Consider the following 23,886-nt stretch of genomic DNA (forward strand, 5'->3'; position numbering starts at 1 on the left):
TCACGGGTCCCGGGTGACTGGGACATTCGACCGGATGCGCCAGGCGCGCACGGCCAGCGCCAGGCCGGTGGCGATCCGGGGGTCGTCCAGGTCCCGGCCGAGCACCTGCTCGATCCGGCGCAGCCGCTGGTAGAGGGTCTGCCGGTGTAGTCGCAGCCGGCGGGCGGTGGCGGCCTTGGAGCGGGCGGTGTCCAGGTAGCTCTCCAGGGTGGCGAGCAGCTCCTCGCGCCGCGGCGGGGGCAGCGCGACCAGGCCGCCGAGGTGCTCGGCGACCAGCTGGTCCAGCTCGGCGGTTGGGCGGTCCAGCAGCATCCGCTCGGCGGTCAGCCGGCTGGCCACCGCGACCGGTCCGGTGCCGGGCACCACCCCGCCGGCGCGCAGCGCGGCCCGCGCCTGGCGCAGGCTGGCCGCCGCGCCGGCCAGGTCGGTGGCCACCGGCCCCACCGCGGCCCGGGGCTGCTCGGTGCGGGGGAGCAGCCCGGCCAGCAGGTCGGCCACCCGGTCGTCGAGCGGTGGCGCGGAGACCGAGCCGGTGGGAACGGCGACCAGGAGAACCGCCTGCTCGTCCAGCGCGGTGACCGCGTGCCGGGCACCCAGCCGGGCGGCCACCTCGCGCAGCAGTGCCGGGCCGCGCGGTTGCCCGCCGTCCACCAGCGCGACCAGGTAGTCGGACCCCTCGACGGGCAACCCGACCGCGCCGGCCAGGGCGCGCAACGCGCCGGGCGAGGCGTCGGCGGCGGCCAGCCGGTGCAGCAGCTGGCGGCTGGCGTGCAGCCGGGTGGCCAGCCCGGCCCGGTCGCTGAGCAGCTGCAACGCGAACGCCGGGCAGGCCCGGTCCAGCGCGTCGCGCACCACATCGCGGCTCTGCGCGCCGGGTTTGCCCACCACCAGGGTGGCGAACGGCACGCCGTCCACGCTGACCGTGGCTCCGCAGCCGCCGCCGTCCAGCAGCTCGGCCGAGCTGGGCGGCGCGTCGGCGCCACCGGTCCCGTCTCCGGTCCAGCACAGTGGGGCGCCGTCCGGGCCGATCAGCATGGCCGGCGCGCGGACCAGCTCGCCCAGCCGTGCCAGCAGCACCTCGGCGGTGGCGCCGTGCGCCAGCGCGTCGGACAGCGCCTGGGACAGCGCGTCGGCGAAGCGCAGCCCGACGATGGAGGAGTCCACGATGGCCGAGTTCACCGACTCGGTGATCTCCACGAACGGCACCAGCTGGCGCAACGCGATCAACGGCAGGCCGCGTTCGGCCGCCTCGTCCACCATGTCCGGCGGCAGCTCGGCGAACACCCAGCCCAGCTCCAGGGCCAGCGCACCGAGGCCGATCTCGGCCAGCCCGCGCACGTAGCGGCGGCGGCGCTGCGCGTCCGCGCCGGCCAGCCCGATGCCGGTGGTGAGCAGCAGCTCGTCGCCGCGCAGCAGGGACGCGGCCTCGAAGACGTCGGTGGAGTGCACCCAGCGGATCCGCCGACCGAGCTGGTCCTCGCCGACCGCCAGGTCGGGTTTCGTGCGCAGGAAGACCGGGTTACGCAGCACGTCCGCCAGCACGATCGACACGACACTCCGTCCATAAGCCCGGCCCAGACTACTGACACTTTGCACATTGTGACCACGCCCACGCCGCGCCCACGATGAGTACACCGAATGCCTGGAGGCGGCCATGACATCCCTCGAAGCCACCGAGGTTGCCGAACACTCGTTGTTACCGGTCCCGGTCGAGGCCCGGACGTCCACCGCCGCGCACCAGTTCTGGATCTGGGCCGGCGCCAACCTCGCCCCGATCAACTGGGTGCTCGGCGCACTGGGCATCCACCTGGGCCTGAGCCTGGGCCAGACGATCGCCGTGCTGGTCCTCGGCAACCTGGTCGGCATGGCCGTGTTCGGGCTGTTCGTGCTGATGGGGCAGCGCACCGGGGTGAGCCAGATGGTGCTCTCCCGGGGCGCCTTCGGCCGGCGCGGTGCCTACCTGCCGGCGGTGCTGCAGGGGTTGCTGGCCGCCGGTTGGTGCGCGGTGAACACCTGGATCATCCTGGACCTGGTGGTCGCGCTGTTCGGCAAGCTGGGTTACCAGGGCGGCACCGGTTTCAAGATCACCGTGGCGGCGTTGCTGATGGTCGCGCAGGTGTGGATCGCGGCGGTCGGGTTCCGCGCGATCGCCCGGTTCGAGCGGTGGACGGTGCCGGTCACCTTCGTGGTGTTCCTGGCCATGACGGTGATCGCCTGGACCGGCACCGGTGTGCAGTGGAACTACCCCGGCAAGATCCTGGAAGGCGCCCCGCTGTGGAGCGCCCTGAGCACGGTGATGACCGCGATCGGCATCGGCTGGGGCATCACCTGGTTCGCCTACGCCTCGGACTACTCCCGCTTCGTGCCGCCGGACATGCCGCGCGGCAAGGTCTACCTGGCCAGCGTGCTCGGCCAGTTCATCCCGACGGTGTGGCTGGGCATCTTCGGCGCGACCCTGGCCACGGTGTCCCAGCAGGTGGACCCGGGGGAGCTGGTGGTGTCCGCGTTCGGCGCGCTGGCCGTCCCGGTGATCCTGCTGGTGCTGCACGGGCCGATCGCCACCAACATCCTGAACATCTACTCCTGCGGCCTGTGCGCGCAGACCGTGGACTGGCCGGTGGACCGGCGCCGGCTGTCCTACGGGGTCGGCGTGGCGGCGTTCGCGTTCACCATCTACCTGATCCTGCGCAGCAACTTCGCCGAGGCGCTGGACGCCTGGCTGGCCGGCCTGGTCACCTGGGTGGCCCCGTGGGCGTCGATCATGCTGATCTACTACTACCGGGTGGCCCGGCAGCGGGTGAACGTGGCGGCGCTGTTCGACCCGCCGGGGCGCGGGCGCATCCCGGACTTCTCCTGGCCGGCGTTGGTGGCCTTCGTGGTCGGCATGGTGGCCACCTGGTCCTGTGAGTACGGCATCCCGACCTTCCTGCAGGGGCCGGTCGCCGTGGCCATCGGGGGCGTCGACCTGTCCTGGCTGGCCGGTTCGGTGGTGGCCGGCGGGGTCTACCTGGCGTTACGCCCGGCCCGCCCGGCCGTGCCGACCGACGCCCCCGCCGAGGCGGCCAAGTGATCGACCTGCTGGTGCGGGGCGCCCGCCCGCTGGACGGCGACCGGCCCGTCGACCTGCACGTGGACGCCGGAAGGCTGGTCGCCGTCCGGCCGGCCGGCACCGATGCCCCGGAGGCCAGGCAGACGCTGGATGCGGCCGGCGCGCTGCTCACCCCGCCCTACGTGGAACCGCACGTGCACCTGGACACCTGCCTCACCGCGGGCCAGCCCCGGTGGAACGCCAGCGGCACCCTCTGGGAAGGCATCGCCTGCTGGTCCGAGCGGAAGGCCACGCTGACCGGCGACGACGTAGCGCGGCGGGCGGAGGAGGTGCTGCGCTGGTACGCGGCCAACGGCGCACTGCACGTGCGCAGCCACGTGGACGTGACCGACCCGGACCTGGTCGCGCTGGACGCCATGCTGGCCCTGCGCGAGCGGGTGCGCGACGTGCTGGACCTCCAGCTGGTGGCGTTCCCGCAGGAGGGCATCTGCTCGTTCCCGGACGGGGAGAAGCTGCTCGCCGAGGCCGCGCGCCGGGGCGTCGACGTGATCGGCGCCATCCCGCACTTCGAGGACACCAGGGAGGACGGCGTCCGCTCGGTGGAGATCGCGGTGGAGCTGGCCGAGCGGCACGGCGTGCGGGTGGACGCGCACTGCGACGAGATCGACGACGACCACTCCCGGTTCATCGAGGTACTGGCCACCCAGGCGCACCGGCGCGGCCTCGGTGACCGGGTGACCGCCAGCCACACCACCGCGATGGGCTCCTACAACGCCGCGTACAGCCAGAAGCTGCACCGGATCATCGCCCGTTCCGGCATCAACCTGGTGTGCAACCCGATGGTCAACCTGCACCTGCAGGGCCGGCTGGACGGCTACCCGCGCCGCCGCGGGCTGACCCAGGTGAAGGAGCTGCTCGCGGCCGGGATCAACGTGGCGTTCGGCGGGGACGACGTGATGGACCCCTGGTACCCGCTGGGCACCGCCAACCCGCTGCAGGTGGCGCACGTCGGAACCCACGCCACCCAGCTGACCGCGCCGGCCGAGGTCGCCGAGTGCTTCCGCATGGTCACCGACCGGGCGGCGGCCGTGCTCGGCCTCGGCGACGGGTACGGCGTGGCGGAAGGCCGCCCGGCCAACTTCCTGCTGCTGCCGGCCACCGACCGGTTCGACGCGGTCCGCCGCCAGGTGGCGCCCTCGCACGTGGTCTCCCGAGGCCGGATCCTGGCCACCACCCCACCCAGGGTCACCGCGCTGACCTGGCTGGACGGGGCCACCGAGGAGATCGACTTCCAGCGCCGGGGCGAGCCCGGCTGGCGGGACGCGCCATGACCGGGCTGACCGACGCGACCCGGCCGGCCGACCCGATCACCTGGCCGGACGGCCACCGGGCGGCGGCCGCGCTCACCTTCGACCTGGACGCCGAGGCGGTGATGCTGACCGCCGACCCGGCCAGCGCGGACCGGCTGATGGTGATGACCCACCAGGCGTACGGCCCGCTCACCGGGGTGCCCCGGATCCTCGCCCTGCTGCGCCGCCGCGGCCTGCGCGCCACCTTCTTCGTGCCCGGGTTCACCGCCGAGCGGTATCCGAGCGTGGTGGCCGCCATCGCCGGCGACGGGCACGAGCTGGCCCATCACTCCTACCTGCACGAGTCGGTGCGCGGGATGAGCCGGGCGGCCGAGGCCGCCATGCTGGACCGGGGCCTGGACGCGCTGGACAAGGTGGCCGGCGTGCGGCCGGTCGGCTACCGCGCGCCGATGTGGGAGATGAACCGGCACACCCCGGAGCTGCTGGTCGAGCGGGGTTTCGAGTACGACAGCAGCCTGATGGACTGCGACGTCCCGTACCTGCTCGGAGTCGGTGAGGGCGACATCGTCGAGGTCCCGCCGCACTGGGCGCTGGACGACTGGGAGCAGTACGCCTACCTGCCCGACCTGGTGGGCAGCGGGTTGATCGAGAGCCCGGCCAAGGCGCTGGAGATGTGGTCCTGGGAGCTCGAGGCGACGCACGCCGAGGGCGCCTGCTTCGTGCTCACCTGCCACCCGTTCCTCACCGGCCGGCCCGGCCGGATGCGCGCGCTGGACCGGCTGATCGACCTGATGACCTCGCTGGACGGGCTGTGGATCACCACCCTGGCGGACATCGCCGCGCACACCCGGGGGCTCGGCCTCCAACCGCGCCACTTCCCCCGCCCGGAAATCGACTGAAAGGCAACCGTGTCCGAACAACCGAACGGCTCAACGCCCGGCGCCGAGGTCCCCCGGCTCGGACACCCCATCGGCCCGGTGCTCGGCACCGAGGTGCCCCGGTTCGCGGGGCCGTCCACCTTCGCCCGGCTGCCCGGTGTGGAGCGGGTCAGCGATTTCGACGTGGCGTTTCTGGGCGCGCCGTTCGACGGCGGCACCTCGTACCGCCCGGGGGCCCGGTTCGGCCCGCTGGCCGTGCGTACCGCGTCGCGGCACCTGCGCCCGTCCTACCACCCGGAACTGGAGATCGCGCCGTTCGCCACCATCCAGGCGGTGGACGCGGGGGACGTGCCGGTGAACCCGTTCTCCATCGACGACGCGGTCGGCCAGATCCAGGGGCACGCGGGTGAGCTGCTCTCCGACCGCCGCAAGCTGATCACCATCGGCGGCGACCACACCGTCGCGCTGCCCCTGCTGCGGGCCGCGCACCGGGTGCACGGCCCGCTGGCGCTGATCCACTTCGACGCGCACCTGGACACCTGGGACACCTACTTCGGCGCGCCGGTCACCCACGGCACGATGTTCCGCCGGGCCTACGAGGAGGGCCTGCTCGCGCCGGACGCCAACATCCACCTGGGCATCCGGGGGCCGCTGTACGACCGGTCCGACCTGTTCGACGACGCCCGCTTCGGCTTCCAGATCATCCGGGCCGGCGAGCTGGACCTGCTCGGGCTGGCCGAGGTCGCCGACCGGATCCACCGCCGGGTGGCCGGCCACCCGGTGTACCTGTCGGTGGACATCGACGTCCTGGACCCGGCCTTCGCCCCCGGCACCGGCACCCCGGAGATGGGCGGGTTCACCAGCCGCGAGCTGTTGCACCTGCTGCGCCGGCTGGCCGGCCTGCCGATCGTCGGCGCCGACGTGGTGGAGGTGTCCCCGGCCTACGACCACGCCGAGGTGACCGCCCTCGCGGCGGCCACGGTCGCCTACGAGATCTGCTCCACGATGGCCCTGGCCCGCTGAAACCCGGTCAGACCAGCATCGTCGAGCGGCGTTCGAAGTCGAGCAGGTGGCGTTTGCGGTCCAGGCCGCCGCCGTAGCCGGTCAGGTCGCCGGTGCTGCCGACCACCCGGTGGCAGGGCACGATGATGCTGATCGGGTTCTTCCCGTTGGCCAGGCCGACCGCGCGGCTGGCGGTCGGCTCGCGGCCGATCCGGGCGGCCAGCTCGCCGTAGCTGATCGTCTCCCCGTACGGGATCTCCTGGAGGCCTTCCCACACGGTGAGCTGGAACGGCGTGCCCGCCATGTTGAGCGGCAGGTCGAACTCGGTCCGTTCCCCGGCGAAGTACTCGGCCAGCTGGGCGCGGACGTCGCCGAACGCCGCCGGGTCCGGCTCGCCGAACGTCTCCACCGGCGGCAGGTGCCGCTGGTTCTCCATGTACAGCCCGGACAGGGCGCCGTCCGTGGCGACCAGGGTGAGCGGCCCGACCGGGCTGTCCACCACGGTGTGCGTGCGGTCTGACACTGGAACTTCTCCTCAGTGCGGGATGGAGTTGATGGGGTGGTCGCCGGTGGCCCACAGATACTGCACGGCATAGGCCCGCCACGGCTGCCAGGCCCTGGCGTGCTTGACCAGTGCGGCGTTGCCGGGCAGCCCGAGCCCTTCGGCGGCCCGTTTGACGCCCAGGTCGGTGGGGATGAACGCGTCCGGATCGCCCAGCGAGCGCATGGCGATCGTCTCGATGGTCCACGGGCCGAGGCCGGGCAGCCCGGTGAGCTGTTCCCGGGCGCGCACCCAGTCGCTGCCCACGCCCAGCTCCAGCTCGCCGCCGGCCAGCGCGCCGATCAGTGTGGTCAGCGTGGTCCGGCGGGTGCGCGGCATGGCCAGCGCCTCCGGGTCCAGGGTGGCCAGCGTGCCCGCGTCCGGGAAGAGGTGGGTGAGCCCGCCGTCCGGGTCCTCGACCGGCTCGCCGTGCGCCAGCACCAGCCGGGCGGCCAGGGTGCGCGCCGCCGCCGTGGACACCTGCTGGCCGAGCACCGCGCGCACCGCGAACTCGGCCGGGTCCACCGTGCGGGGAACCCGCCGTCCGGGGTGCTTGCGCACCAGCGGGGCGAGCAACGGGTCGTCGGCCAGCTGGTCGTCCACCGCCACCGGGTCCGCGTCCAGGTCCAGCAGCCAGCGGCAGCGGCTGATCGCGGTGGCCAGGTCGCGCAGGTCGGAAAGGCGCAGCCGGCAGTCCACGTGCTCCGGCATGGGGCGCAGCTCCACCACGCCGTGCCCGTGCGGCAGCCGCAGGGTGCGCCGGTAGGCCCCGTCCCGCCACTCCTCCACGCCGGGCACGGCGGTGGCGATCAGGTGGCCGAACAGGTTGTCCGGGCATAGCGGCGCGCGGAACGGCAGCCGCAGGTTCAGCCACCCGCCCCCGCTGGAGCGCTGCCCCCGGTTGGCCCGCAGCCGCAGCTCGGTGGGGGTGCGGTGGAAGATCTCCCGGACGGTCTCGTTGAACGTGCGCACGCTGGCGAAGCCGGCCGCGAACGCCACCTCGCCGAGCGGCACGGCGGTGGTCTCGATCAGCACCCGGGCGGTCTGCGCCCGCTGCGCCCTGGCCAGTGCCAGCGGCCCCGCGCCCAGCTCGGCCTGCACCTGCCGCTGGATCTGCCGCACGCTGTAGCCCAGCCGCCGGGCCAGCCCGCTCACCCCGTCCCGGTCGACGACGCCGTCCGCGATCAGCCGCATGGTCCGGGCCACCAGGTCGGCCCGCTCGTTCCACATCGGCGAACCCGGGCTGGCGTCCGGCCGGCAGCGCTTGCACGCCCGGAAGCCGGCCTGCTGCGCGGCGGCCGCGCTGGGATAGAAGCGCATGTTCTTCGGCTTGGGCGGCACCACCGGGCAGCTGGGCCGGCAGTAGATGCCGGTGGTGAGCACCGCGGTGAAGAACCAGCCGTCGAACCGGGCATCCTTGGACTGGACGGTCCGGACGCAGCGCTCGGTGTCCTCGTGCGGGGAGTGCATGCCTACAGAATTACCACTGCCCGGCGCCCTGGCTGGCGGAAAAGCGACACCACCCGATCGGTGGCCTAACCGGTCAGCGCCGCCCGGTCCAGGCCCCGGTCCAGCGCGTCGAACACCTGCTTGATCAGCTCCTGCAGGTCGCCGCCGGTGTGCACGTGTACGTGGAAGGCGGCCTGGCAGGCGCTGACCACGCCCCGGGCCACCAACTGGGCCTCCAGATCGGCGTCCGGGTCCTGGGTGCCGTGCGCCGCCGCCCAGGCCTGCGCGATCACCTGCTCCCAGTCCGCGCAGAACAGCTGGAACGGCCCGCGCAGCGCCGGGTCGGTGAGCCAGACGGCCACACTGGACGCCTCGAACTCCGCCCCGGACTCGCCGAACCGATCGATGGTGAGGTGGATGTGCTGGCGGATCTGCTGCCACATGGACGTGCCGGCCGGCCGCCCTTCGAGCGCCCGCTCGAAGGCCGCCAGGTCCTCCCGGATGTCCAGGAAGACCACGTCCTCCTTGGACCCGAAGTGCCGGAAGAAGGTGCTCGGCGAGTAGTCGGCCGCCGCGGCAATCTCTTCCACGGTGGTGGCCTCGAACCCCTTGGCGCGGAACAGCCGCATCGCCGCCGTGGCCAGCTCCAACCGCGCGCGTTGCTTCTTGCGCTCGCGCAGCGTCGGCTCCATGACGACCGAGGGTACACCGATGCCGGGAGAGACTGTCATTAGAAAGCGACTCCCGCGACTCCGTCCACATCTTTATGCGGTGAGCGGTGTTCGGGGTTTTCGGCGTGGTGTCTGGCTGGCGTCTATCCATTTCGGGGGTGTGAACTCGGGCCATCCGTTGTGGATGCGGATCTCCCATCCGGCGTGGTGGATCATGCGGTGGTGCGCCCAACACAGCATCACGAGGTTGTTCAGGTCGGTGCGGCCGCCGTGCGCCCAGGGAATGATGTGGTGCACCTCGCAATGGCGAGGGTTCTTGTTGCAACCCCGCCAGGCGCAACCCCGGTCGCGGGCGGCGATGGCGCGGCGTTGGTAGTGATCCACGGTGCGGCGGATCTGCCCCACGTCGACGACTTTGCTGTTGCCGTCCATCACCACGGGCAGGACTTTGCAGTCACACGCGAGTTGGCGGATTTGCGCGGCGGTGGCCCAGCCGAGTCCGAGGGTGGCCCCGCGCATCCGTTCCCGCAGGTCCTTCTCCTGCACGATGACGGTGAAATGCGGCCGTTCCCCACCCTGGACAGGTAGGGCCCCGTGGTTGAGTGCCTGGACGCACAGGGCGCCGAGGGCATCCGCGTCACGCTCGGGCAGCGACTTGTCGTCGTCATCGCCGCTGGTGCGATGTGCTTCCAACGCCAGAGACAGGGCGGTGAAGGTCGGGGTGTCGAGCTGACCTTTGACCCGCCCGCCTTGGCCGTTGCGGCAGCGGTACAGGTACAGCTCGTTCAGCTGTGGTTTCTCGTCCTCGGGTTCCGGGCCGTCCTGATCCAGGGTTTTCAGCAGTTGGGTGCCGAGGCGGCGTACTTCATCGGGCCGGCAGGTCGCCGCCCACTCGGCCAGCTGCTTCTCCGCGCCGCGCCACACACCCGGGTCCAGCCGCCGCCCGGTCGGGGAGTTCAACAGGTTCTCGATGACATCGGCGTGCGACTGGTCGATGGTGAAGGCACCCAACGCGGTGGCGGTGGCGGGCATGACCGGTTCGACCGGTTGCCCATCCAAGGTCGTCGGAAAGACCGCGCGGGCCACCGCGACCATGCGTCGCGCCCGCCCCGGGTGATAGCCCAGTAGGTCGGCAATCGCGGCGCGGGTGGTGACACAACGCTGGTCAAACTCCCCCGACTGGTCCAAGCGGGCGACCAACGACAGCCTCAGGTGTGACAGGTCGCGCCCGAGGCGTTCGATGGCTTTGAGCCCTTCGATCTGGGTGGTGCCGTCGGCGGTGCCGAGGTACGCGCGGAGGGCGGCCACTGCTGCGGCCGCTTCTTCAACGCGTAGCTCGAACATGTGTTCATGATAGCGTAGATTGCGCCGCTTGAGCAAAATGATTGAAATGGAGGTGTGGGTCGTGTGCCGTACCCGGCTTGGAACGCAAGTCAGAACCGGAACCACGGCTTCTGGAGCGGGTTTCCTGGCTGTGGTCCGGTCCAAAGAACCAACAACAAAGGTGGAGAAAGGGTTTTCGATCCGTCGGATGTCGGAGACATCCGAACGGTCCGGCGCCGCAGCGCGGCGCCGAACCACCCCGAAACCCCAATCAGCCGGCCAATACCTGTCCGATGACCACCATGACCGCCCCGCCGACCAGCACCAAATACGGCAGAACGCCGGCCTTCTTCACCGTCGCCACTCCAGCCTCCACCATGGACGCCGGAAACTGACCACCGTCACGCAGATAGTGCCGATAAGCGAAAACCGGGATGACCAGCGCCGCGAACACCAACCCGGTGAGCAGTGCCCCGCCGCCCCACACGTTGGCGCCCCAGCCGAGCAGCAACGCGTTGAAGAACGCGAGCACCCCACCCACCCCGATCAACACGGTAGGGGCCCGCCACGGCCGAGGCCGGTCGGCGTTGTCCACCCGGTGCAACCACCCCGCGTTCAGGTTGAGGAAGTTGAAGATCATGTAGCACACCGTGGAGGCGGCGAGCACGAACACGTAGTCGCTCATCAGCAGCAGCACCAGGTTGAACGCCAGGTCGGTCCACATGGCCCTGGTCGGGGCGCCGTGCCGATTGGCCCGGCCGAGGTAGCGGGGCAGCCAGCCGTCCACCGAACCCTGGTAGAGCGTCCGGGAGGAGCCGGCCATGGTGGTCATGATGGAGAGGAGCACGGCCAGGATGAGCATCACGGTGAGCAGGTTTCCGATCACCGCTCCGCCGCCGACCATGTCCACCATCGCCGCCGCGACGCCGGTGTTGTCCACGATCTCCTTGCTGGCCAGCCGGTCCAGGCCGAGTGTGCCCTGGAAGGCGAACGGCACCAGCAGGTAAACTAGCAGGCACGCCAGCCCGGCGGAGAAGATCGCCTTGGGGGTGTCACGGGCCGGGTCGCGCAGCTCGCTGGTGTAGCAGACCGAGGTCTCGAAGGCGTACGCCGACCACGCGGCCAGGAACAACCCGCCGGCGAACAGCGTCCAGCCGGCGTTGTCCCAGGCCCCGGACACCGGCACGAACGGCTGGAAGTTGGACGCCAGCACGTCCCCGGTGAGCATCGGCACCACGCCGACCACCAGCAGCGGGATGAGCACCGCCAGCCCGACCACGGTCTGCACCCGCGCCGCGCGCAGGATGCCGTGGTGCTGCAGCGCAAACACCAGCAGCAGCAGCCCCGCCGCGATCAGGAACTGGGCGTTGAACCGCAGCGCCAGCCCGTCCTTCAGCATGCCCAGGTCGACCAGCTGCACCGACCAGGTGTTGATCGCCGCGTCCGCCGGGAACAGCGCGGTCAGCAGGTAGCCGGCGCCCAGGCCGGCGCCGATGGCCAGCACCGGCGACCAGGCCAGCCAGTTGCACCACACCGATACCGGGGCGATGAACTTGGAGTACGGCACCCAGGCCATCGCGCCGTACACCGAGGCGCCACCCGACTTGTTCGGGTAGAGCCCGGCGATCTCGGCGTAGGTGAAGCTCTGGATCAGGCCCAGGGTCACCGAGATCGCCCAGACCAGCACCGAGATGGTGCCGGTGGTGGACGCGATGGACCCGATGGAGAACAGCACCAGCGCGGGCACCCCGCTGGCCACCCAGAACGCGCCGGTCCAGGTGATCGAGCGGGGCAGCTCGCCCGCGTCGGCTTCGGTGGAGGAACGCTTGGTCGTCTCGCGCATTGCCGGCTCCGTTGACGGGGTTGAGGGACCTTAGTGACCGGCGGGTGGCTCCCAGCCGGGGAGTACGGGCGGCTTCCATTCGGTACCGACGGTGGCCGACCCGGCCAGCCAGGAACCCAGCTCGGGCTGCGGGAACTTGGCGTGCGCGTGCTTCAACCAGATGCCGTACGAGTTGCCCTCCCGCAGGTGCTTGATCAGCACCTTGCGGGCGTACTCGTCCCCCCGTCCTTCCGGAATATCGAAGTGGATCTTCAGGAAGGCGTTCGTGTAGCGGTCGAAGACGGCCGGCATGCCGTCCTCGGTCATCAGGTGCACGTCCTCCAGCCAGTTCAGGTCCTCGCCCGGGGTGGCCGCGAGCAGATCCACGTCGTCCACCAGCGAGCGGTCGAACTGGTAGGGGAAGGTGCGCCCGGTGAGCTCCTCGGTGTCGATGCTCGCCCTCGGCGCCCTCGGCGCCCTCGGCGCCCTCGGCGCCCTCGGCGCCCTCGGCGCCTTCGGCTCGGTCGACTCGGTGCCGAGGTTCGTTCCGCCGGCGCTGCTCTCACGCATCGCGACTCCCGTTGGCCAGCTGCTTGGCCAGCAGCTCCTTGATCTCGACCAGGGTCGCCTCCTCGGTCACGCCGGGGATGTACGACGTGCCGGCCAGCGGCACCTTGGCCATCGCGGCCGCCTCGGTGGTCAGCGCGCACAGGTCCTCCGGCTCCAGGCTGTGCACGTTGGTCTTGCCGCAGGCGCGGGCCAACATCTGCACCTCCAGGGTGAGGGTGTGCAGGAAGTTGTAGACCCGCTCGGCCGCCGAGTCCACCTCCAGCCGCCGGCGCAGCTCGACGTCCTGGGTGGCCACGCCGACCGGGCAGCGGCCGGTGTGGCAGTGGTAGCACTTGCCGGCCGGAACACCCACGGTTCCCTCGTAGTCGGTGACCCCGGGGATCTCCTTGTTGCAGTTCAGCGCCATCAGCGCCGAGTGCCCGATGGCCACCGCCGTGGCGCCCAGCGCCAGGCACTTGGCGATGTCGCCGCCGTTGCGGATGCCGCCGGCCACCACCAGGTCGATCTCGTCGGCCAGCCCGACGTCCTCCAGCGCGCGGCGCGCCTCCGGGATCGCCGCCATCAGCGGCACCCCGGTCTCCTCGGCGGCGATGTGCGGCCCGGCCCCGGTGCCCCCTTCGGCGCCGTCCAGGTAGATGATGTCCGGCCCGCACTTGGCGGCCATGCGGACGTCGTCGTAGACCCGCGCGGCACCCAGTTTGAGCTGGATCGGCACCTGGTAGTCGGTGGCCTCGCGGATCTCCTGGACCTTCAGCGACAGGTCATCGGGGCCGAGCCAGTCCGGATGCCGCGCCGGGCTCCGTTGGTCGATACCGGCGGGCAGCGAGCGCATCTCGGCGACCTGCTCGGTCACCTTCTGCCCCATCAGGTGCCCGCCCAGGCCGACCTTGCAGCCCTGGCCGATGAAGAACTCCACGCCGTCGGCCAGCATCAGGTGGTGCGGGTTGAACCCGTACCGGCTCTGGATCACCTGGTAGTACCACTTGGTGGACAGGTCCCGCTCGGGCGGGATCATGCCGCCCTCGCCGGAACAGGTCGCGGTGCCGGCCATGGAGGCGCCCTTGGCCAGCGCCATCTTGGCCTCCAGGGACAGGGCGCCGAAGCTCATCCCGGTGATGTAGACCGGAATGTCCAGCTCGAGGGGTTTGCGCGCGAAGCGGGCGCCCAGCACGGTCTTGGTCACGCACTTCTCCCGGTAGCCCTCGATCACGAACCGGGTGAGCGTGCCGGGCAGGAACATCAGCTCGTCCCAGTGCGGGATCGGCTTGAACATGGAGAAGCCGCGCATCCGGTACCGGCCCAGCTCGGACTTGGTGTGGATGTCGTTGATCACCTCGGGGGTGAAGATCCGGCTGTGCCCCAGCACGTGCTTGTCGTCTGCCATATGCCCTCCCTCTGGTCGGGCCCGTGAGTGGCGAGTGTGGCTACGCCTTCGGCGCCGCGAAGCGGTAGCCATCTTCGGCACTCACAGGAGTACTTGCGCCTCCGGCGCCTGTGAGTGCCGAAGATGGCTATAGCCACACTCGCCACTCACGGGGTCCTCTGACGACGTCAGAGGACCAACTTCCGCTCGCTGGGTTCGAGGTTGTCGTAGTTCCACAGCATTCGGCCGCAGACGAACTTGCGGAACTTCTCCGGCCGGTCCATCCGGTAGATGCCGAACTTGCGGTCGACCAGCTCCTGGTCCTCGGGCGTGAACTCGGCCTCCACGCAGTCCACGCCCAGCGAGGCCACCTTGCCGGCCACGTAGATCGCCCCGTCGTACATCGAGTCGCCCAGCCCCGGGCCGACGTCGCCGCAGATGATCTGCCGGCCGCGCTGCATCATGAACCCGGTCATCGAGCCGGCGTTGCCGCCCACGATGATCGTGCCGCCCTTCTGGTCGATCCCCGTGCGCGCGCCCACGTGACCGCGCACCACCAGGTCCCCGCCGCGCAGCGCGGCGCCGGTGAGCGACCCGGCGTTCTTGTCGATCACCACGACGCCCGACATCATGTTCTCCGCCACCGACCAGCCCACCCGGCCGGTGATGTGGATCTCCGGCCCGTCGATCAGGCCGACGCCGAAGTAGCCCAGGCTGCCGTCGATGGTGATCCGGCAGCGGGTGAGCAGCCCGACCGCCACCGAGTGGCGGGCGCCCGGGTTGCGCACGGTGACCTCGGTGATCCCCTCGGTGTAGAGCAGCCGGCGCAGCTCCAGGTTGATCAGCCGGGGGGTCAGCTCGGCGGCGTCGAACTCGGCGCTGTGGCCGGTGATGGTAGCGGTGCAAGGCGCCTCGGCGTCCGGTTCGGCCAGGCCCCGGTGGTCCACCGCGCGGGTGCTGGTCGTCATCGGCTCCACACCCTCACTTCCCGCTCGTAGGGGTCGTAGGTGTCGATCTCCCGGTTCACCACCGCGCGGATGGCGACCTCCTCGGAGGCCATGGCCACCATGTCGTCGGCCTCGTAGAGCACCAGCGGCTTGGCGGCCATCTCGTCCTTGGCCACGCCCAGCTGGTTCTCGGTGACCACCAGGTAGGTGAACACGCCGTCCAGCTCGTCCAGGCTCTGCTTCATCGCGGTCTCCAGGGAGTCCCCGTCGGCCATCCGCTGCGCGATGTACACCGCGATGATCTCCGAGTCGCACTCGGACTGGAACCGGTGGCCCAGCCGCTCCAGCCGGCGCCGCCACTGGTGGTAGTTGGTCAGCTGGCCGTTGTGCACCACGGCCACGTCGGAGAACGGGTAGGCCCAGTACGGGTGCGCCCCGGCGATGTCCACGTCCGACTCGGTGGCCATCCGCACGTGCCCGATGGCGTGTGTGCCCCGGAAGGACTCCAGGCGGTACTGCTCGGCGACGGTCCTGGCGTCACCGAGGTCCTTCACGATCTCCAGCGAGTGGCCGAGGGAGAGCACTTCGGCCCCCGGCACGTCCTCCACGAAGTCGGCCAGTGGCTTCAGCTCGCCGGTGTAGCGGAAGGTGGCCCGGTAGGCGTACTCGGACTCGCCCTCCACCCGGTCGATGGTGGCGCCCAGCTTGGCCAGCCGGGCCTCCACCTCGCGCCGGTTGCGCTCCAGCCGCTCGCTGAAGTCGAAGTCCCGCTTGTCCGTCGGGTCGGCCAGCTTGAACCGCATCACGATCAGCTCGCTCGGCGGCCCGTACAGCGCGTAGCCGGTGGAGTCCGGCCCCCGGTGCCGCATGGCGTGCAGCATGCGCGCCATGTCGTGGCCCAGCGGACCTTCCTGCCCCCGGTTGGGGTGGTCGCCGGAAGGCTCGCGACCTCCTTGGCCGAGATAAATTATCCCCGCGATTCCGCACATATGGGTCCCCCTCCCTAGGGCAGGATGTCCAGGTACTCCTTGACGTCCCAGTCGGTCACCGTCGCGCAGAAGCGCTCCCACTCGTCCCGCTTGTAGTGGCTGAATACGCTGTACATCTCGCCGGGCAGGGCGGCCTTGATCACGTCGTCCTGCTCCAGCGCGGCCAGCGCGTCACCCAGCGTCATGGGGATCTTGCGGACCTCCTTGCCCTCGGCCATCGCTTCGTAGATGTTGCGTTCCTCGGGCGGCCCGGGGTCCAGGTTGCGTCGGATGCCGTCACCCATCGCCTTGAGCAGCCCGGCCATGGACAGGTACGGGTTCACCGAGGAGTCCACCGAGCGGTACTCGAACCGGTCCGGCGAGCTGACCCGCAGCGCGGTGGTGCGGTTCTGGTAACCCCAGTCCGCGTACAGCGGCGCCCAGAAGCCGGTGTCCCACATGCGCCGGTAGGAGTTCACCGTGGGCGAGGTCAGGCAGGTCAGCGCGTCCAGGTGGTGCAGCACGCCGCCGATCGCGGCCAGCCCCAGCTTGGACGGCATGCGCGGGTTGTCGCCCTCGGGCAGGAACACGTTGGTGTCCCCCTGCCAGAGCGAGATGTTGTGGTGGCAGCCGTTCGCCGACACCCCCATGAACGGCTTGGGCATGAAGCACGGGAACGCGCCCATCTCCCGGCCCACCTGCTTGCAGATCTGCCGGTAGGTGGTGAGCCGGTCGGCGGTGTACTCGGCCCGGTCGAACTGCCAGTTCAGCTCCAGCTGCCCGGGCGCGTCCTCGTGGTCGCCCTGGATCATGTCCAGGCCCATCGCCCCGGCGTACTCCATCACCTTGTGGATCAGCGGCTGGAGCTCGGAGAACTGGTCGATGTGGTAGCAGTACGGCTTGGTCTTGCCCTCCACCGAGGGGGTGCCGTCGGGGTTCAGCTTGAGCCACATCATCTCCGGCTCGGTGCCGGCGCGCAGGTGGTAGCCGGTCTCCGCCTCGAACTCGGCGTGGATGCGCTTCAGGTTGCCCCGGCAGTCCGAGCTCAGGTGGCCACCCGGGTCGTCCTCCTCCTCGCGGCCCCGGAACAGGGTGCAGAACACCCGCGCGGTCTTCGGGTCCCACGGCAGCACGCAGAACGTCTCCGCCTCGGGCAGCCCGACCAGCTCGCGGGACTCCGGGCCGTAGCCGATGTAATCCCCGTGACGGTCGATGAACAGGTTCGCGGTCGAGCCGTAGACCAGCTGGAACCCGTGCGTGGCGAACCGTTCCCAGTGCGCGGCCGGGGCTCCCTTGCCCATGATCCGGCCGGTGACCGAGACGAACTGGTAGTAGATATAGCTGACGCCCGACTCGTCGATCTGGCGGCGGATCCGCTCGATAGCCTCGTCTCGGCCGTCCTGGGCAAGGAACTGTTCCAGAGCAGTGGGCATCGTCGCCTCTCGGCTGTGTGGTGGGTCACGTCCGTAGACAAGCAGTAAACTCTGTGCCGTCAGAAGAGACAACCGCTAGCCGAGAGTTTTAACTCGAGCGTCATGGACGGGGGAGCCGATGAGCGTCGAGTCGATCGCGGCCGAGCCGGAGCGCGAGCCGACGGGCTCCGGTGGGTCAGAAATCGAGGCCGCCCTCGGTGCGGTCATCGCGGAACGGGTGCGCGAGTTCCGGCGGCGGCACGGCTGGACGGTGAACCAGCTGGCCGACGAGTGCGGCCTCTCCAAGGGCATGCTCTACAAGATCGAGAACGCGCAGACCTCGCCCAGTCTGGCCACGCTCGCGCGGCTGTCCGAGGCGTTGTCCGTGCCGGTCACCGCGTTCTTCCGGGGGCTGTCCGAGGAGCAGGACGTGATCCTGGTGAAGGCGGGCAGCGGGATCGACATCCAGCACCGGCGGTCCGGGGTGGGGCACCGCTACCAGACGCTGGGCACCATGCGCGCCCCGCACGACAGCCTCGAGCCGATGCTGGTCACCCTGACCACCAGGGACGCCGACCCGTTCCCGCTCTACCAGCACGCCGGCACCGAGCTGATCTTCATGATCGCCGGCAAGATGGAGTACTGCTGCGGCAGCGCCCGCTACCTGCTGGAGCCGGGGGACGCGCTGCAGTTCATCGGCGAGGTGACCCACGGTCCCGGCGAGCTCATCACGCTGCCCATCCAGTTCCTCGCGGTCAAGTCGGTGACCCCCAGCCAGTAGCCCGACGCCCGACTCCGGCGCCCCGACTCCGGCGCCCCGACTCCGGCGCCCCGATCCGGCGCCCCGACCGCCCCGCTCCGACGCCCCGCTCCGACGCCCCGCTCCGACGCCCCGACCGCCCCGCTCCGGCGCCCCGACCGCCCTGCTCCGGCGCCCCGACCGGCCCCGCTCCGGCGCCGCACAGCGGACCGTGGCGTCGCACATGGTGCGAGCTGTGCGGCGTCGCGGCTTCTTGTGCGGCGTCGGGTGGACCGGGTCTTGGTTTAAAGATCGGCTTGGACGGCGCGGCTGGGTGGTCTGGCGCGGCTTTGGTGCGGCCCGTTGCGTGAGGTTGGGCGAGGGTTTCGTGCGTTGGTTACGGAGTGTCGTCAGGTTGCGGGCGGCTGCGTGGCCGTCTTCGTCGAGAGCTAGCTCAGTCCGGTATTTTTCATGATCAGAGGGGACTGAACCAGCTCTCGGCGAGTTGAGGTGGTCCCGGACCGTTCGGATGCCCTCTTCGTCGTCACCGTGTGTCACGAAGGGGGTGGGTCGGGTGCCCGGACAAACGCAACGGGCCGCACCAAAGCCGCGCCAGACCGCCCAGCCGGGCCGTCCAAGCCGATCTTTAAGCCGGCACCGCCGCTCGCCTGACGCTGTCGCCGGGGGGCGCGAGATTGAGGATCGAGTCAACTGGCAGTAGAAAAAGTTCACTCCATGTCGTAGCCTCCAAACTCGTCGAGAGACGAGAGGCGGCGCCGTGGCAACCCGGTCCAAGTCCAAGCGATATTCCGCGTTCGCCCTGCTCCGGCACGGCCTGCGGCCTTCCCAGGACTGGCCGAGGGCGTGGCGCGAGCACGACCTGCGCGACCGGTACGACGTGGTGATCATCGGCGGCGGCGTGCACGGCCTGGCCTGCGCCTACTACCTGGCCGCCAACCACGGGATCACCAACGTCGCCGTGCTGGACAAGGGCTACCTGGGGGGCGGCGGGTCGGGGCGCAACACCGCGATCCTGCGGTCCAACTACCTCACCCCGGAGGGCGTCCGGTTCTACGACCGGTCCATGGAGTTGTACCGGAACCTGGCCGCCGAGCTGAACTACAACGTCATGTTCTCCCGGCGCGGACACCTCACCCTGGCCCACAACGACAGCTCGCGGCGCACCATGCACTGGCGGGCCGAGGTGAACAAGCTGCAGGGCGTGGACTCCAGCGTGATCGACCCCGACGAGATCAAGAAACTGGTCCCGTACCTGGACACCTCGCCGCACACCCGCTACCCGATCATGGGCGCGCTCTACCACCCGCCCGGCGGGATCATCCGGCACGACGCGGTGAACTGGGGGTACGCGCGCGCCGCCGACGCCCTGGGCGTGCACCTGCACCAGCGCACCGAGGTGACCGGCATCGACGTGCAGGGCGGGCGGGTCGCCAAGGTGCGCACCACCCGGGGCGACATCGCCACCGGCGCGGTGCTGAACGCCACCGCCGGCTGGTCCTCCCTGATCTCCGACATGGCCGGCGTGCGCATGCCGGTGACCACCTCGCCGCTGCAGGCGGCGGTCACCGAGCCGGTCCGGCCGTTCCTGCACTCCGTGGTGGTGTCCGGCACGCTGCACGTCTACGTCAGCCAGACCGACCGGGGCGAGCTGGTGTTCGGGGCCAGCGTGGACCCGTTCACCTCCTACTCGATGCGCGGCTCGCTGGACTTCGTGGAGGGGCTGGCCGGTCACGTGCTCGAGCTGATGCCCGCGCTGTCCAAGATGCGGCTACTGCGCCAGTGGGCCGGGCTGTGCGACATGACCCCGGACTACTCGCCGATCATGGGGCCGACCCCGGTGGACGGCTTCTACGTGGACGTCGGCTGGGGCACCTACGGGTTCAAGGCCGGCCCGGTCTCCGGGGAGACCATGGCCGAGACGATCGCCACCGGCCGCCCCGCCGAGCTGATCGGGTCGTTCGGGCTGGACCGGTTCGAGCGCGGCGAACTGGTCGGGGAAAAGGGCGCCGCCGCGGTGGGCCACTGATGCTTCGCTCGTGAGTGGCGAGTGACGTCATAGCGCTACTCGCCACTCACGGGTCCGACCGAAGGGAGGACAGATGGTGTTGTTGCCCTGCCCGTGGTGCGGGCCGCGCAACGTCTCGGAGTTCCGGCACGTGGGTGAGGTGGTGGCCCGGCCGGACCCGGAGACGGTGACCCCGGAGGCGTGGCGCGAGTACCTCTACCTGCGGCGCAACACCAGCGGCTGGACCGAGGAGACGTGGTACCACGGCTCCGGCTGCCGGCGGTACTTCCGGCTGAACCGGCACACCGTCACCAACGAAACGAGGCCGGCCCGATGACCCGCCTGCCCGCCCAACCCGGGGAAGTGATCGACCGGTCCCGCTCGTTGGCGTTCACCTGGAACGGCCGCCCGTTCACCGGCCACCCCGGCGACACGATCGTGTCCGCGCTGGCCGCCGCCGGCGAGCGGGTGTTCTCCCGTAGCTTCAAGTACCACCGCCCGCGTGGCCTGCTCACCGCCAACATGCACGACCCGGGGACGATCCTGCAGGTCGGCGACGAGCCGAACGTGCGCGCCGCGCACCGGCTGCTGGCCGAGGGCATGCGGGTGAGCTCGCAGAACACCTGGCCGTCGCTGCGCTTCGACGTGAAGGCGGCCAATGAGCTGGCCGGGCGGTTCCTCTCCGCCGGCTTCTACTACAAGACGTTCATGTCGCCGGCGCCGCTGTGGCCGGTCTACGAGCGGGTGCTGCAGCGGTTCGCGCACGGCGGCGCGATCGGTGCGCCCGGCTTCGGCGGGCATGAGCACCCGGACAAGCGGTACGCCCACCCGGACGTGCTGGTCGCCGGCGGTGGCCCGGCCGGCATGGCCGCCGCGGTGGCGGCCGCCGGGGCGGGCGCGCGGGTGATGCTGGTGGAGGAGGAGCACCAGCTCGGCGGGCACCTGCGCTGGGGCGGCCCGGGCGAGCTGGCCGCGCTGGCGCAGCTGCGCGACGAGGTGGCCCGCGACGAGGGCATCGAGGTGCTCACCGACTCGTCGGTGCTGGCCCGCTACGACGACAACTGGGTCGCCGTGGTGCAACGGGGCGCCGCTATGGAACGGCTGGTCAAGGCCAGGGCCGGGGTGCTCGTGGTGGCCCCCGGGCTGATCGAGCGGCCGTACGTGTTCGCCGGCAACGACGTGCCGGGCGTGATGCTGTCCACCGCCGTGCGCCGGCTGGTGAACCTGTACTCGGTGCGGCCGGGTTCGCGGGCCGTGGTGCTTTCCGCCAATGAAGAGGGCGACGCGGCGGCCGAGGACCTGCGCCGGGCCGGCGTCGAGGTGGCCGAGCTGGTGGACGCGCGGGCCGGCGGGGGCGTTTCCCTGGTACGCGGGCGTTCCGGAGTACGCGCCGTTGAGCTGGCCGACGGGCGGCGCGTCGAGGCCGACCTGCTGGTCACCGCGACCGGCTGGACCGCGCCGACCGCCCTGCTCAACATGGCCGGCGACCGTCCGGTCTACTCGCCGCGCGCGGCCCGGTTCCGTCCGGGCGGCGAGCACGGCGAGTCGGTGATGGTGGCCGGCGGGCTGGCCGGCGACGGTTCCCGCGACGAGCTGGTCGGACACGCGAGGGCGGTCGGCGCCGAGGCCGCGCGACGCGCACTGGGCTGGCGGACCGCCCGGTTGGCACTCCTGCCTACGCGGGCGGCCTCGCCGCCCGAGGAACCGGTGGTCGCTCCGGTGCGGATCCCGCCGCTGGCCGAGCCCGAGCATCCCGAGCTGTTCCGCGCCCGCACCCACGGCATGGTCGACTTCTCCGAGGACGTCTCGTCCAAGGACCTGTTCAGCGCCGCGCGCGAGGGCTACGACTCGGTGGAGCTGGTGAAGCGCTACACCACCGCGACCATGGGCCCGGTCCAGGGCAAGCTGGAGACGGTGAACACCGTGGCGGTCCTGGCCGAGGCAACGGGCCGGAGCATCGCCGAGACTGGCACCACCACCTGGCGCCCGATGCACGTGCCGGTCACCCTGGGCGCGCTGGCCGGGCGGATCTTCGAACCGGTGCGGTATTCGCCGATGCAGCCGTGGCACGCGGCGCACGGAGCGAAACCGCTGGTCGCGGGCCAGTGGGTGCGCCCGGACCACTACGGCGACCCGGCCGGCGAGGTGCGCACGGTCCGCGAGCGGGTGGGCATCATCGACGTCACCCCGATCGGCAAGCTGGACCTGCGCGGCCCGGACGTGCCCAAGCTGCTGAACCTGCTCTACGTGAACAAGTGGTCCAAGCTGGGCATCGGCCGGGTGCGCTACGGCGTGATGTGCGCCGAGGACGGCGTGGTCATGGACGACGGCGTCACCGGCCGGCTGGGCGAGGACCACTACCTGATGTCCACCACCTCCTCCGGTGCCGGCGCGGTGTGGGAATGGGTGGAGAACTGGCTGCAGACCGAGCACCCGGACTGGCGGGTCCACGTCACGCCGGTGACCACCGGTTACGCCAGCATCAACGTGGCCGGCCCCCGGTCCCGGGAGCTGCTCGGCCGGCTGGTCGGCGATGTGGACCTGTCCGCCGAGGCGTTCGGCTACATGAACGTGCGCACCGGCACGGTGGCCGGTGTGCCGGACTGCGTGCTGTGGCGGATCGGCTTCACCGGCGAGCTGTCCTACGAGCTGCACGTGCCGGCCGGCTACGGGCTGCACGTGTGGGAGGCGCTGCTCGCCCACGGGGAGGACCTGGGCGTCGCCCCGTTCGGGGTGGAGGCGCAGCGGATCCTGCGGCTGGAGAAGGGGCACCTGATCGTCGGGCAGGACACCGACGGGTTGACCAGGGCCTACTCCGCCGGCCTGGACTGGGCGGTCAAGCTGGACAAGCCGGACTTCGTGGGCCGCCCGGAGCTGGCCTGGCAGGCGGAGCGCGGCGACGGCCCCCGGCTGGTCGGGCTGGCCCCGCTGTCCGCCGCCGTGGTGCCGCCGGAGGCCAGCCAGATCGTCGCCGCGGGCCGAATCCTCGGGCGGGTCACGTCCAGCCGGATGTCCCCGACCCTGGGCCGGGCGGTGTGCCTGGGCCAGGTGGACGCCTCGGTCGCGGAGCCGGGCAGCCGGGTCACCATCCGCCTCCCGGACGGCACCCACACGGACGCCGAGGTCACCGAGGAGCTGGCCGCCGTCGACCCCGAGGGCAAGCGCCAGCAACTGGACACCGGCGCCCCCATCGGCCCCGCCCGCACCTTCACCCTCCCTCCGCCCGCATCCCCCTTCCAACCAACAACCCTGATTCAGTCCGTTCAGCAGGGTGGTTCAGTCGGTTCAGCGGGGGACGGCACCGGGACGCTGACCCTCACCGACGAGTCGGCGTTGACCAAGGTGCAGGTCCGGGCCGCCCCGGACGGGCCGGTCGGCGCCGCACTGGGCACCCGGTTCGGCCGGACCGCACGCGGCCCGGCGGACACCCTGGTGGTCGGCTCCGGCCCGGGTGAGTGGCTGGTGCTCGGTGCGCCGGGGTTGGCCCAACGGCTCACCACCGAGCTGGCCACCGAGGACGGCGTCGGCGTGGTGGACCTGACCCACGGGCGCGCGCTGCTCCGGCTGACCGGCGAGCGCGCCGCCGACCTGCTGGCCAAGGTGTGCGCCATCGACCTGGCCGACGACGTGACCCCGGACGGCGCGGCGCTGCGCACCTCGGTGGCCCGCCTGGTGACCGACCTGGTCCGGGATGATCGGGGTGACACACCGAGCTACCTGCTGCACTGCGAGCGTTCCTCGGGCCAGTACCTGTGGGGGGCGCTGCTCGAAGCCGGCGCGGAGTTCGGCGTCCAACAAGTATGAGGGGGCACACGA

At 71.1% G+C, this 23,886-nt stretch carries 19 protein-coding genes; 8 read left to right on the top strand and 11 right to left on the bottom strand.

Translation table 11 applies throughout. The features are described from left to right. Positions 1–1,551 carry a PucR family transcriptional regulator ligand-binding domain-containing protein gene (locus ABEB12_RS29290; protein WP_185059812.1) on the bottom strand — a complete coding sequence of 517 codons (1,551 nt, stop codon included), beginning with the start codon at positions 1,549–1,551 and terminating at the stop codon, positions 1–3. Positions 1,552–1,654: 103 nt separating this feature from the next. Between ABEB12_RS29290 and ABEB12_RS29295 the strand changes: the two genes are divergently transcribed. From ABEB12_RS29295 to speB, 4 genes are read left to right on the top strand one after another with little or no spacing between them, the layout of a single operon-like run. Further along, positions 1,655–3,070 (top strand): cytosine permease, encoded by a 1,416-nt coding sequence (locus ABEB12_RS29295; RefSeq protein WP_185059813.1) that lies wholly within the window; start codon positions 1,655–1,657, stop codon positions 3,068–3,070. After that, positions 3,067–4,380: a cytosine deaminase gene (gene codA, locus ABEB12_RS29300; RefSeq protein ID WP_221497596.1), complete on the top strand. Its 1,314-nt coding sequence runs from the start codon at positions 3,067–3,069 to the stop codon at positions 4,378–4,380. Before ABEB12_RS29295 ends, codA begins: the two co-directional genes overlap by 4 nt. Next, positions 4,377–5,258 carry a polysaccharide deacetylase family protein gene (locus ABEB12_RS29305; RefSeq protein WP_185059814.1) on the top strand — a complete coding sequence of 294 codons (882 nt, stop codon included), beginning with the start codon at positions 4,377–4,379 and terminating at the stop codon, positions 5,256–5,258. The genes codA and ABEB12_RS29305 overlap by 4 nt, the downstream gene beginning before the upstream one ends. A 9-nt stretch (positions 5,259–5,267) precedes the next feature. Beyond that, the gene (gene speB, locus ABEB12_RS29310) at positions 5,268–6,260 is read left to right on the top strand and encodes an agmatinase (RefSeq protein WP_185059815.1); all 993 of its coding nucleotides are present in this window, start codon (positions 5,268–5,270) and stop codon (positions 6,258–6,260) included. A 7-nt stretch (positions 6,261–6,267) separates the two neighbouring features. Here speB and ABEB12_RS29315 read toward each other — a convergent pair whose 3' ends face one another. From ABEB12_RS29315 to ABEB12_RS29360, 10 genes are all read right to left on the bottom strand, one after another. Further along, positions 6,268–6,762, bottom strand: a complete 495-nt coding sequence (locus tag ABEB12_RS29315; protein ID WP_185059816.1) for a methylated-DNA--[protein]-cysteine S-methyltransferase — start codon at positions 6,760–6,762, stop codon at positions 6,268–6,270. 12 nt (positions 6,763–6,774) lie between these two features. After that, positions 6,775–8,250: an AlkA N-terminal domain-containing protein gene (locus tag ABEB12_RS29320; protein ID WP_185059817.1), complete on the bottom strand. Its 1,476-nt coding sequence runs from the start codon at positions 8,248–8,250 to the stop codon at positions 6,775–6,777. Between the two features lie 65 nt (positions 8,251–8,315). After that, positions 8,316–8,921, bottom strand: a complete 606-nt coding sequence (locus ABEB12_RS29325; protein ID WP_185059818.1) for a TetR family transcriptional regulator — start codon at positions 8,919–8,921, stop codon at positions 8,316–8,318. A 72-nt stretch (positions 8,922–8,993) separates the two neighbouring features. Further along, on the bottom strand, positions 8,994–10,244 hold the full coding sequence (locus ABEB12_RS29330) for a DUF222 domain-containing protein (protein ID WP_185059819.1): 1,251 nt from the start codon (positions 10,242–10,244) through the stop codon (positions 8,994–8,996). Positions 10,245–10,494: 250 nt separating this feature from the next. Beyond that, positions 10,495–12,066, bottom strand: a complete 1,572-nt coding sequence (locus ABEB12_RS29335) for an amino acid permease (protein ID WP_185059820.1) — start codon at positions 12,064–12,066, stop codon at positions 10,495–10,497. Positions 12,067–12,096: 30 nt separating this feature from the next. Beyond that, positions 12,097–12,615 carry a hypothetical protein gene (locus tag ABEB12_RS29340; RefSeq protein WP_185059821.1) on the bottom strand — a complete coding sequence of 173 codons (519 nt, stop codon included), beginning with the start codon at positions 12,613–12,615 and terminating at the stop codon, positions 12,097–12,099. After that, positions 12,608–13,999, bottom strand: a complete 1,392-nt coding sequence (locus ABEB12_RS29345; RefSeq protein WP_185059822.1) for a glutamate synthase-related protein — start codon at positions 13,997–13,999, stop codon at positions 12,608–12,610. The genes ABEB12_RS29340 and ABEB12_RS29345 overlap by 8 nt, the downstream gene beginning before the upstream one ends. Positions 14,000–14,166: 167 nt before the next feature. Beyond that, on the bottom strand, positions 14,167–14,946 hold the full coding sequence (locus ABEB12_RS29350) for a GltB/FmdC/FwdC-like GXGXG domain-containing protein (protein WP_185059823.1): 780 nt from the start codon (positions 14,944–14,946) through the stop codon (positions 14,167–14,169). Further along, the gene (locus ABEB12_RS29355; RefSeq protein WP_221497597.1) at positions 14,943–15,914 is read right to left on the bottom strand and encodes a class II glutamine amidotransferase; all 972 of its coding nucleotides are present in this window, start codon (positions 15,912–15,914) and stop codon (positions 14,943–14,945) included. Before ABEB12_RS29355 ends, ABEB12_RS29350 begins: the two co-directional genes overlap by 4 nt. A 14-nt stretch (positions 15,915–15,928) precedes the next feature. After that, positions 15,929–17,326, bottom strand: coding sequence for a type I glutamate--ammonia ligase (locus tag ABEB12_RS29360; protein ID WP_185059824.1), 1,398 nt, complete (start codon positions 17,324–17,326; stop codon positions 15,929–15,931). A 118-nt stretch (positions 17,327–17,444) separates the two neighbouring features. Between ABEB12_RS29360 and ABEB12_RS29365 the strand changes: the two genes are divergently transcribed. From ABEB12_RS29365 to ABEB12_RS29380, 4 genes are all read left to right on the top strand, one after another. Then, positions 17,445–18,086 carry a helix-turn-helix domain-containing protein gene (locus ABEB12_RS29365; protein WP_185059825.1) on the top strand — a complete coding sequence of 214 codons (642 nt, stop codon included), beginning with the start codon at positions 17,445–17,447 and terminating at the stop codon, positions 18,084–18,086. A 736-nt stretch (positions 18,087–18,822) separates the two neighbouring features. Then, positions 18,823–20,091 carry a sarcosine oxidase subunit beta family protein gene (locus ABEB12_RS29370; RefSeq protein WP_185059826.1) on the top strand — a complete coding sequence of 423 codons (1,269 nt, stop codon included), beginning with the start codon at positions 18,823–18,825 and terminating at the stop codon, positions 20,089–20,091. Positions 20,092–20,164: 73 nt separating this feature from the next. Further along, complete coding sequence (locus ABEB12_RS29375) at positions 20,165–20,407, top strand: sarcosine oxidase subunit delta (protein ID WP_185059827.1); 243 nt, start codon at positions 20,165–20,167, stop codon at positions 20,405–20,407. Next, entirely contained in the window at positions 20,404–23,874 is a 3,471-nt protein-coding gene (locus ABEB12_RS29380; RefSeq protein WP_185059828.1) for a 2Fe-2S iron-sulfur cluster-binding protein, read from the top strand. The genes ABEB12_RS29375 and ABEB12_RS29380 overlap by 4 nt, the downstream gene beginning before the upstream one ends. Positions 23,875–23,886 lie beyond the last annotated feature (12 nt).

Source organism: Actinospineispora eucalypti (assembly GCF_039543365.1).
GTDB classification, from domain to species: domain Bacteria; phylum Actinomycetota; class Actinomycetes; order Mycobacteriales; family Pseudonocardiaceae; genus Pseudonocardia; species Pseudonocardia eucalypti.

Coding starts and splice junctions, on each gene's coding strand:
- ABEB12_RS29340 (WP_185059821.1), bottom strand. CDS start 12,615: ATGCGTGAGAGCAGCGCCGGCGGAACGAACCTCGGCACCGAGTCGACC.
- ABEB12_RS29320 (WP_185059817.1), bottom strand. CDS start 8,250: ATGCACTCCCCGCACGAGGACACCGAGCGCTGCGTCCGGACCGTCCAG.
- ABEB12_RS29350 (WP_185059823.1), bottom strand. CDS start 14,946: ATGACGACCAGCACCCGCGCGGTGGACCACCGGGGCCTGGCCGAACCG.
- ABEB12_RS29330 (WP_185059819.1), bottom strand. CDS start 10,244: ATGTTCGAGCTACGCGTTGAAGAAGCGGCCGCAGCAGTGGCCGCCCTC.
- ABEB12_RS29380 (WP_185059828.1), top strand. CDS start 20,404: ATGACCCGCCTGCCCGCCCAACCCGGGGAAGTGATCGACCGGTCCCGC.
- ABEB12_RS29355 (WP_221497597.1), bottom strand. CDS start 15,914: ATGTGCGGAATCGCGGGGATAATTTATCTCGGCCAAGGAGGTCGCGAG.
- ABEB12_RS29335 (WP_185059820.1), bottom strand. CDS start 12,066: ATGCGCGAGACGACCAAGCGTTCCTCCACCGAAGCCGACGCGGGCGAG.
- ABEB12_RS29365 (WP_185059825.1), top strand. CDS start 17,445: ATGAGCGTCGAGTCGATCGCGGCCGAGCCGGAGCGCGAGCCGACGGGC.
- ABEB12_RS29295 (WP_185059813.1), top strand. CDS start 1,655: ATGACATCCCTCGAAGCCACCGAGGTTGCCGAACACTCGTTGTTACCG.
- ABEB12_RS29345 (WP_185059822.1), bottom strand. CDS start 13,999: ATGGCAGACGACAAGCACGTGCTGGGGCACAGCCGGATCTTCACCCCC.
- ABEB12_RS29360 (WP_185059824.1), bottom strand. CDS start 17,326: ATGCCCACTGCTCTGGAACAGTTCCTTGCCCAGGACGGCCGAGACGAG.
- ABEB12_RS29305 (WP_185059814.1), top strand. CDS start 4,377: ATGACCGGGCTGACCGACGCGACCCGGCCGGCCGACCCGATCACCTGG.
- ABEB12_RS29375 (WP_185059827.1), top strand. CDS start 20,165: ATGGTGTTGTTGCCCTGCCCGTGGTGCGGGCCGCGCAACGTCTCGGAG.
- ABEB12_RS29325 (WP_185059818.1), bottom strand. CDS start 8,921: ATGGAGCCGACGCTGCGCGAGCGCAAGAAGCAACGCGCGCGGTTGGAG.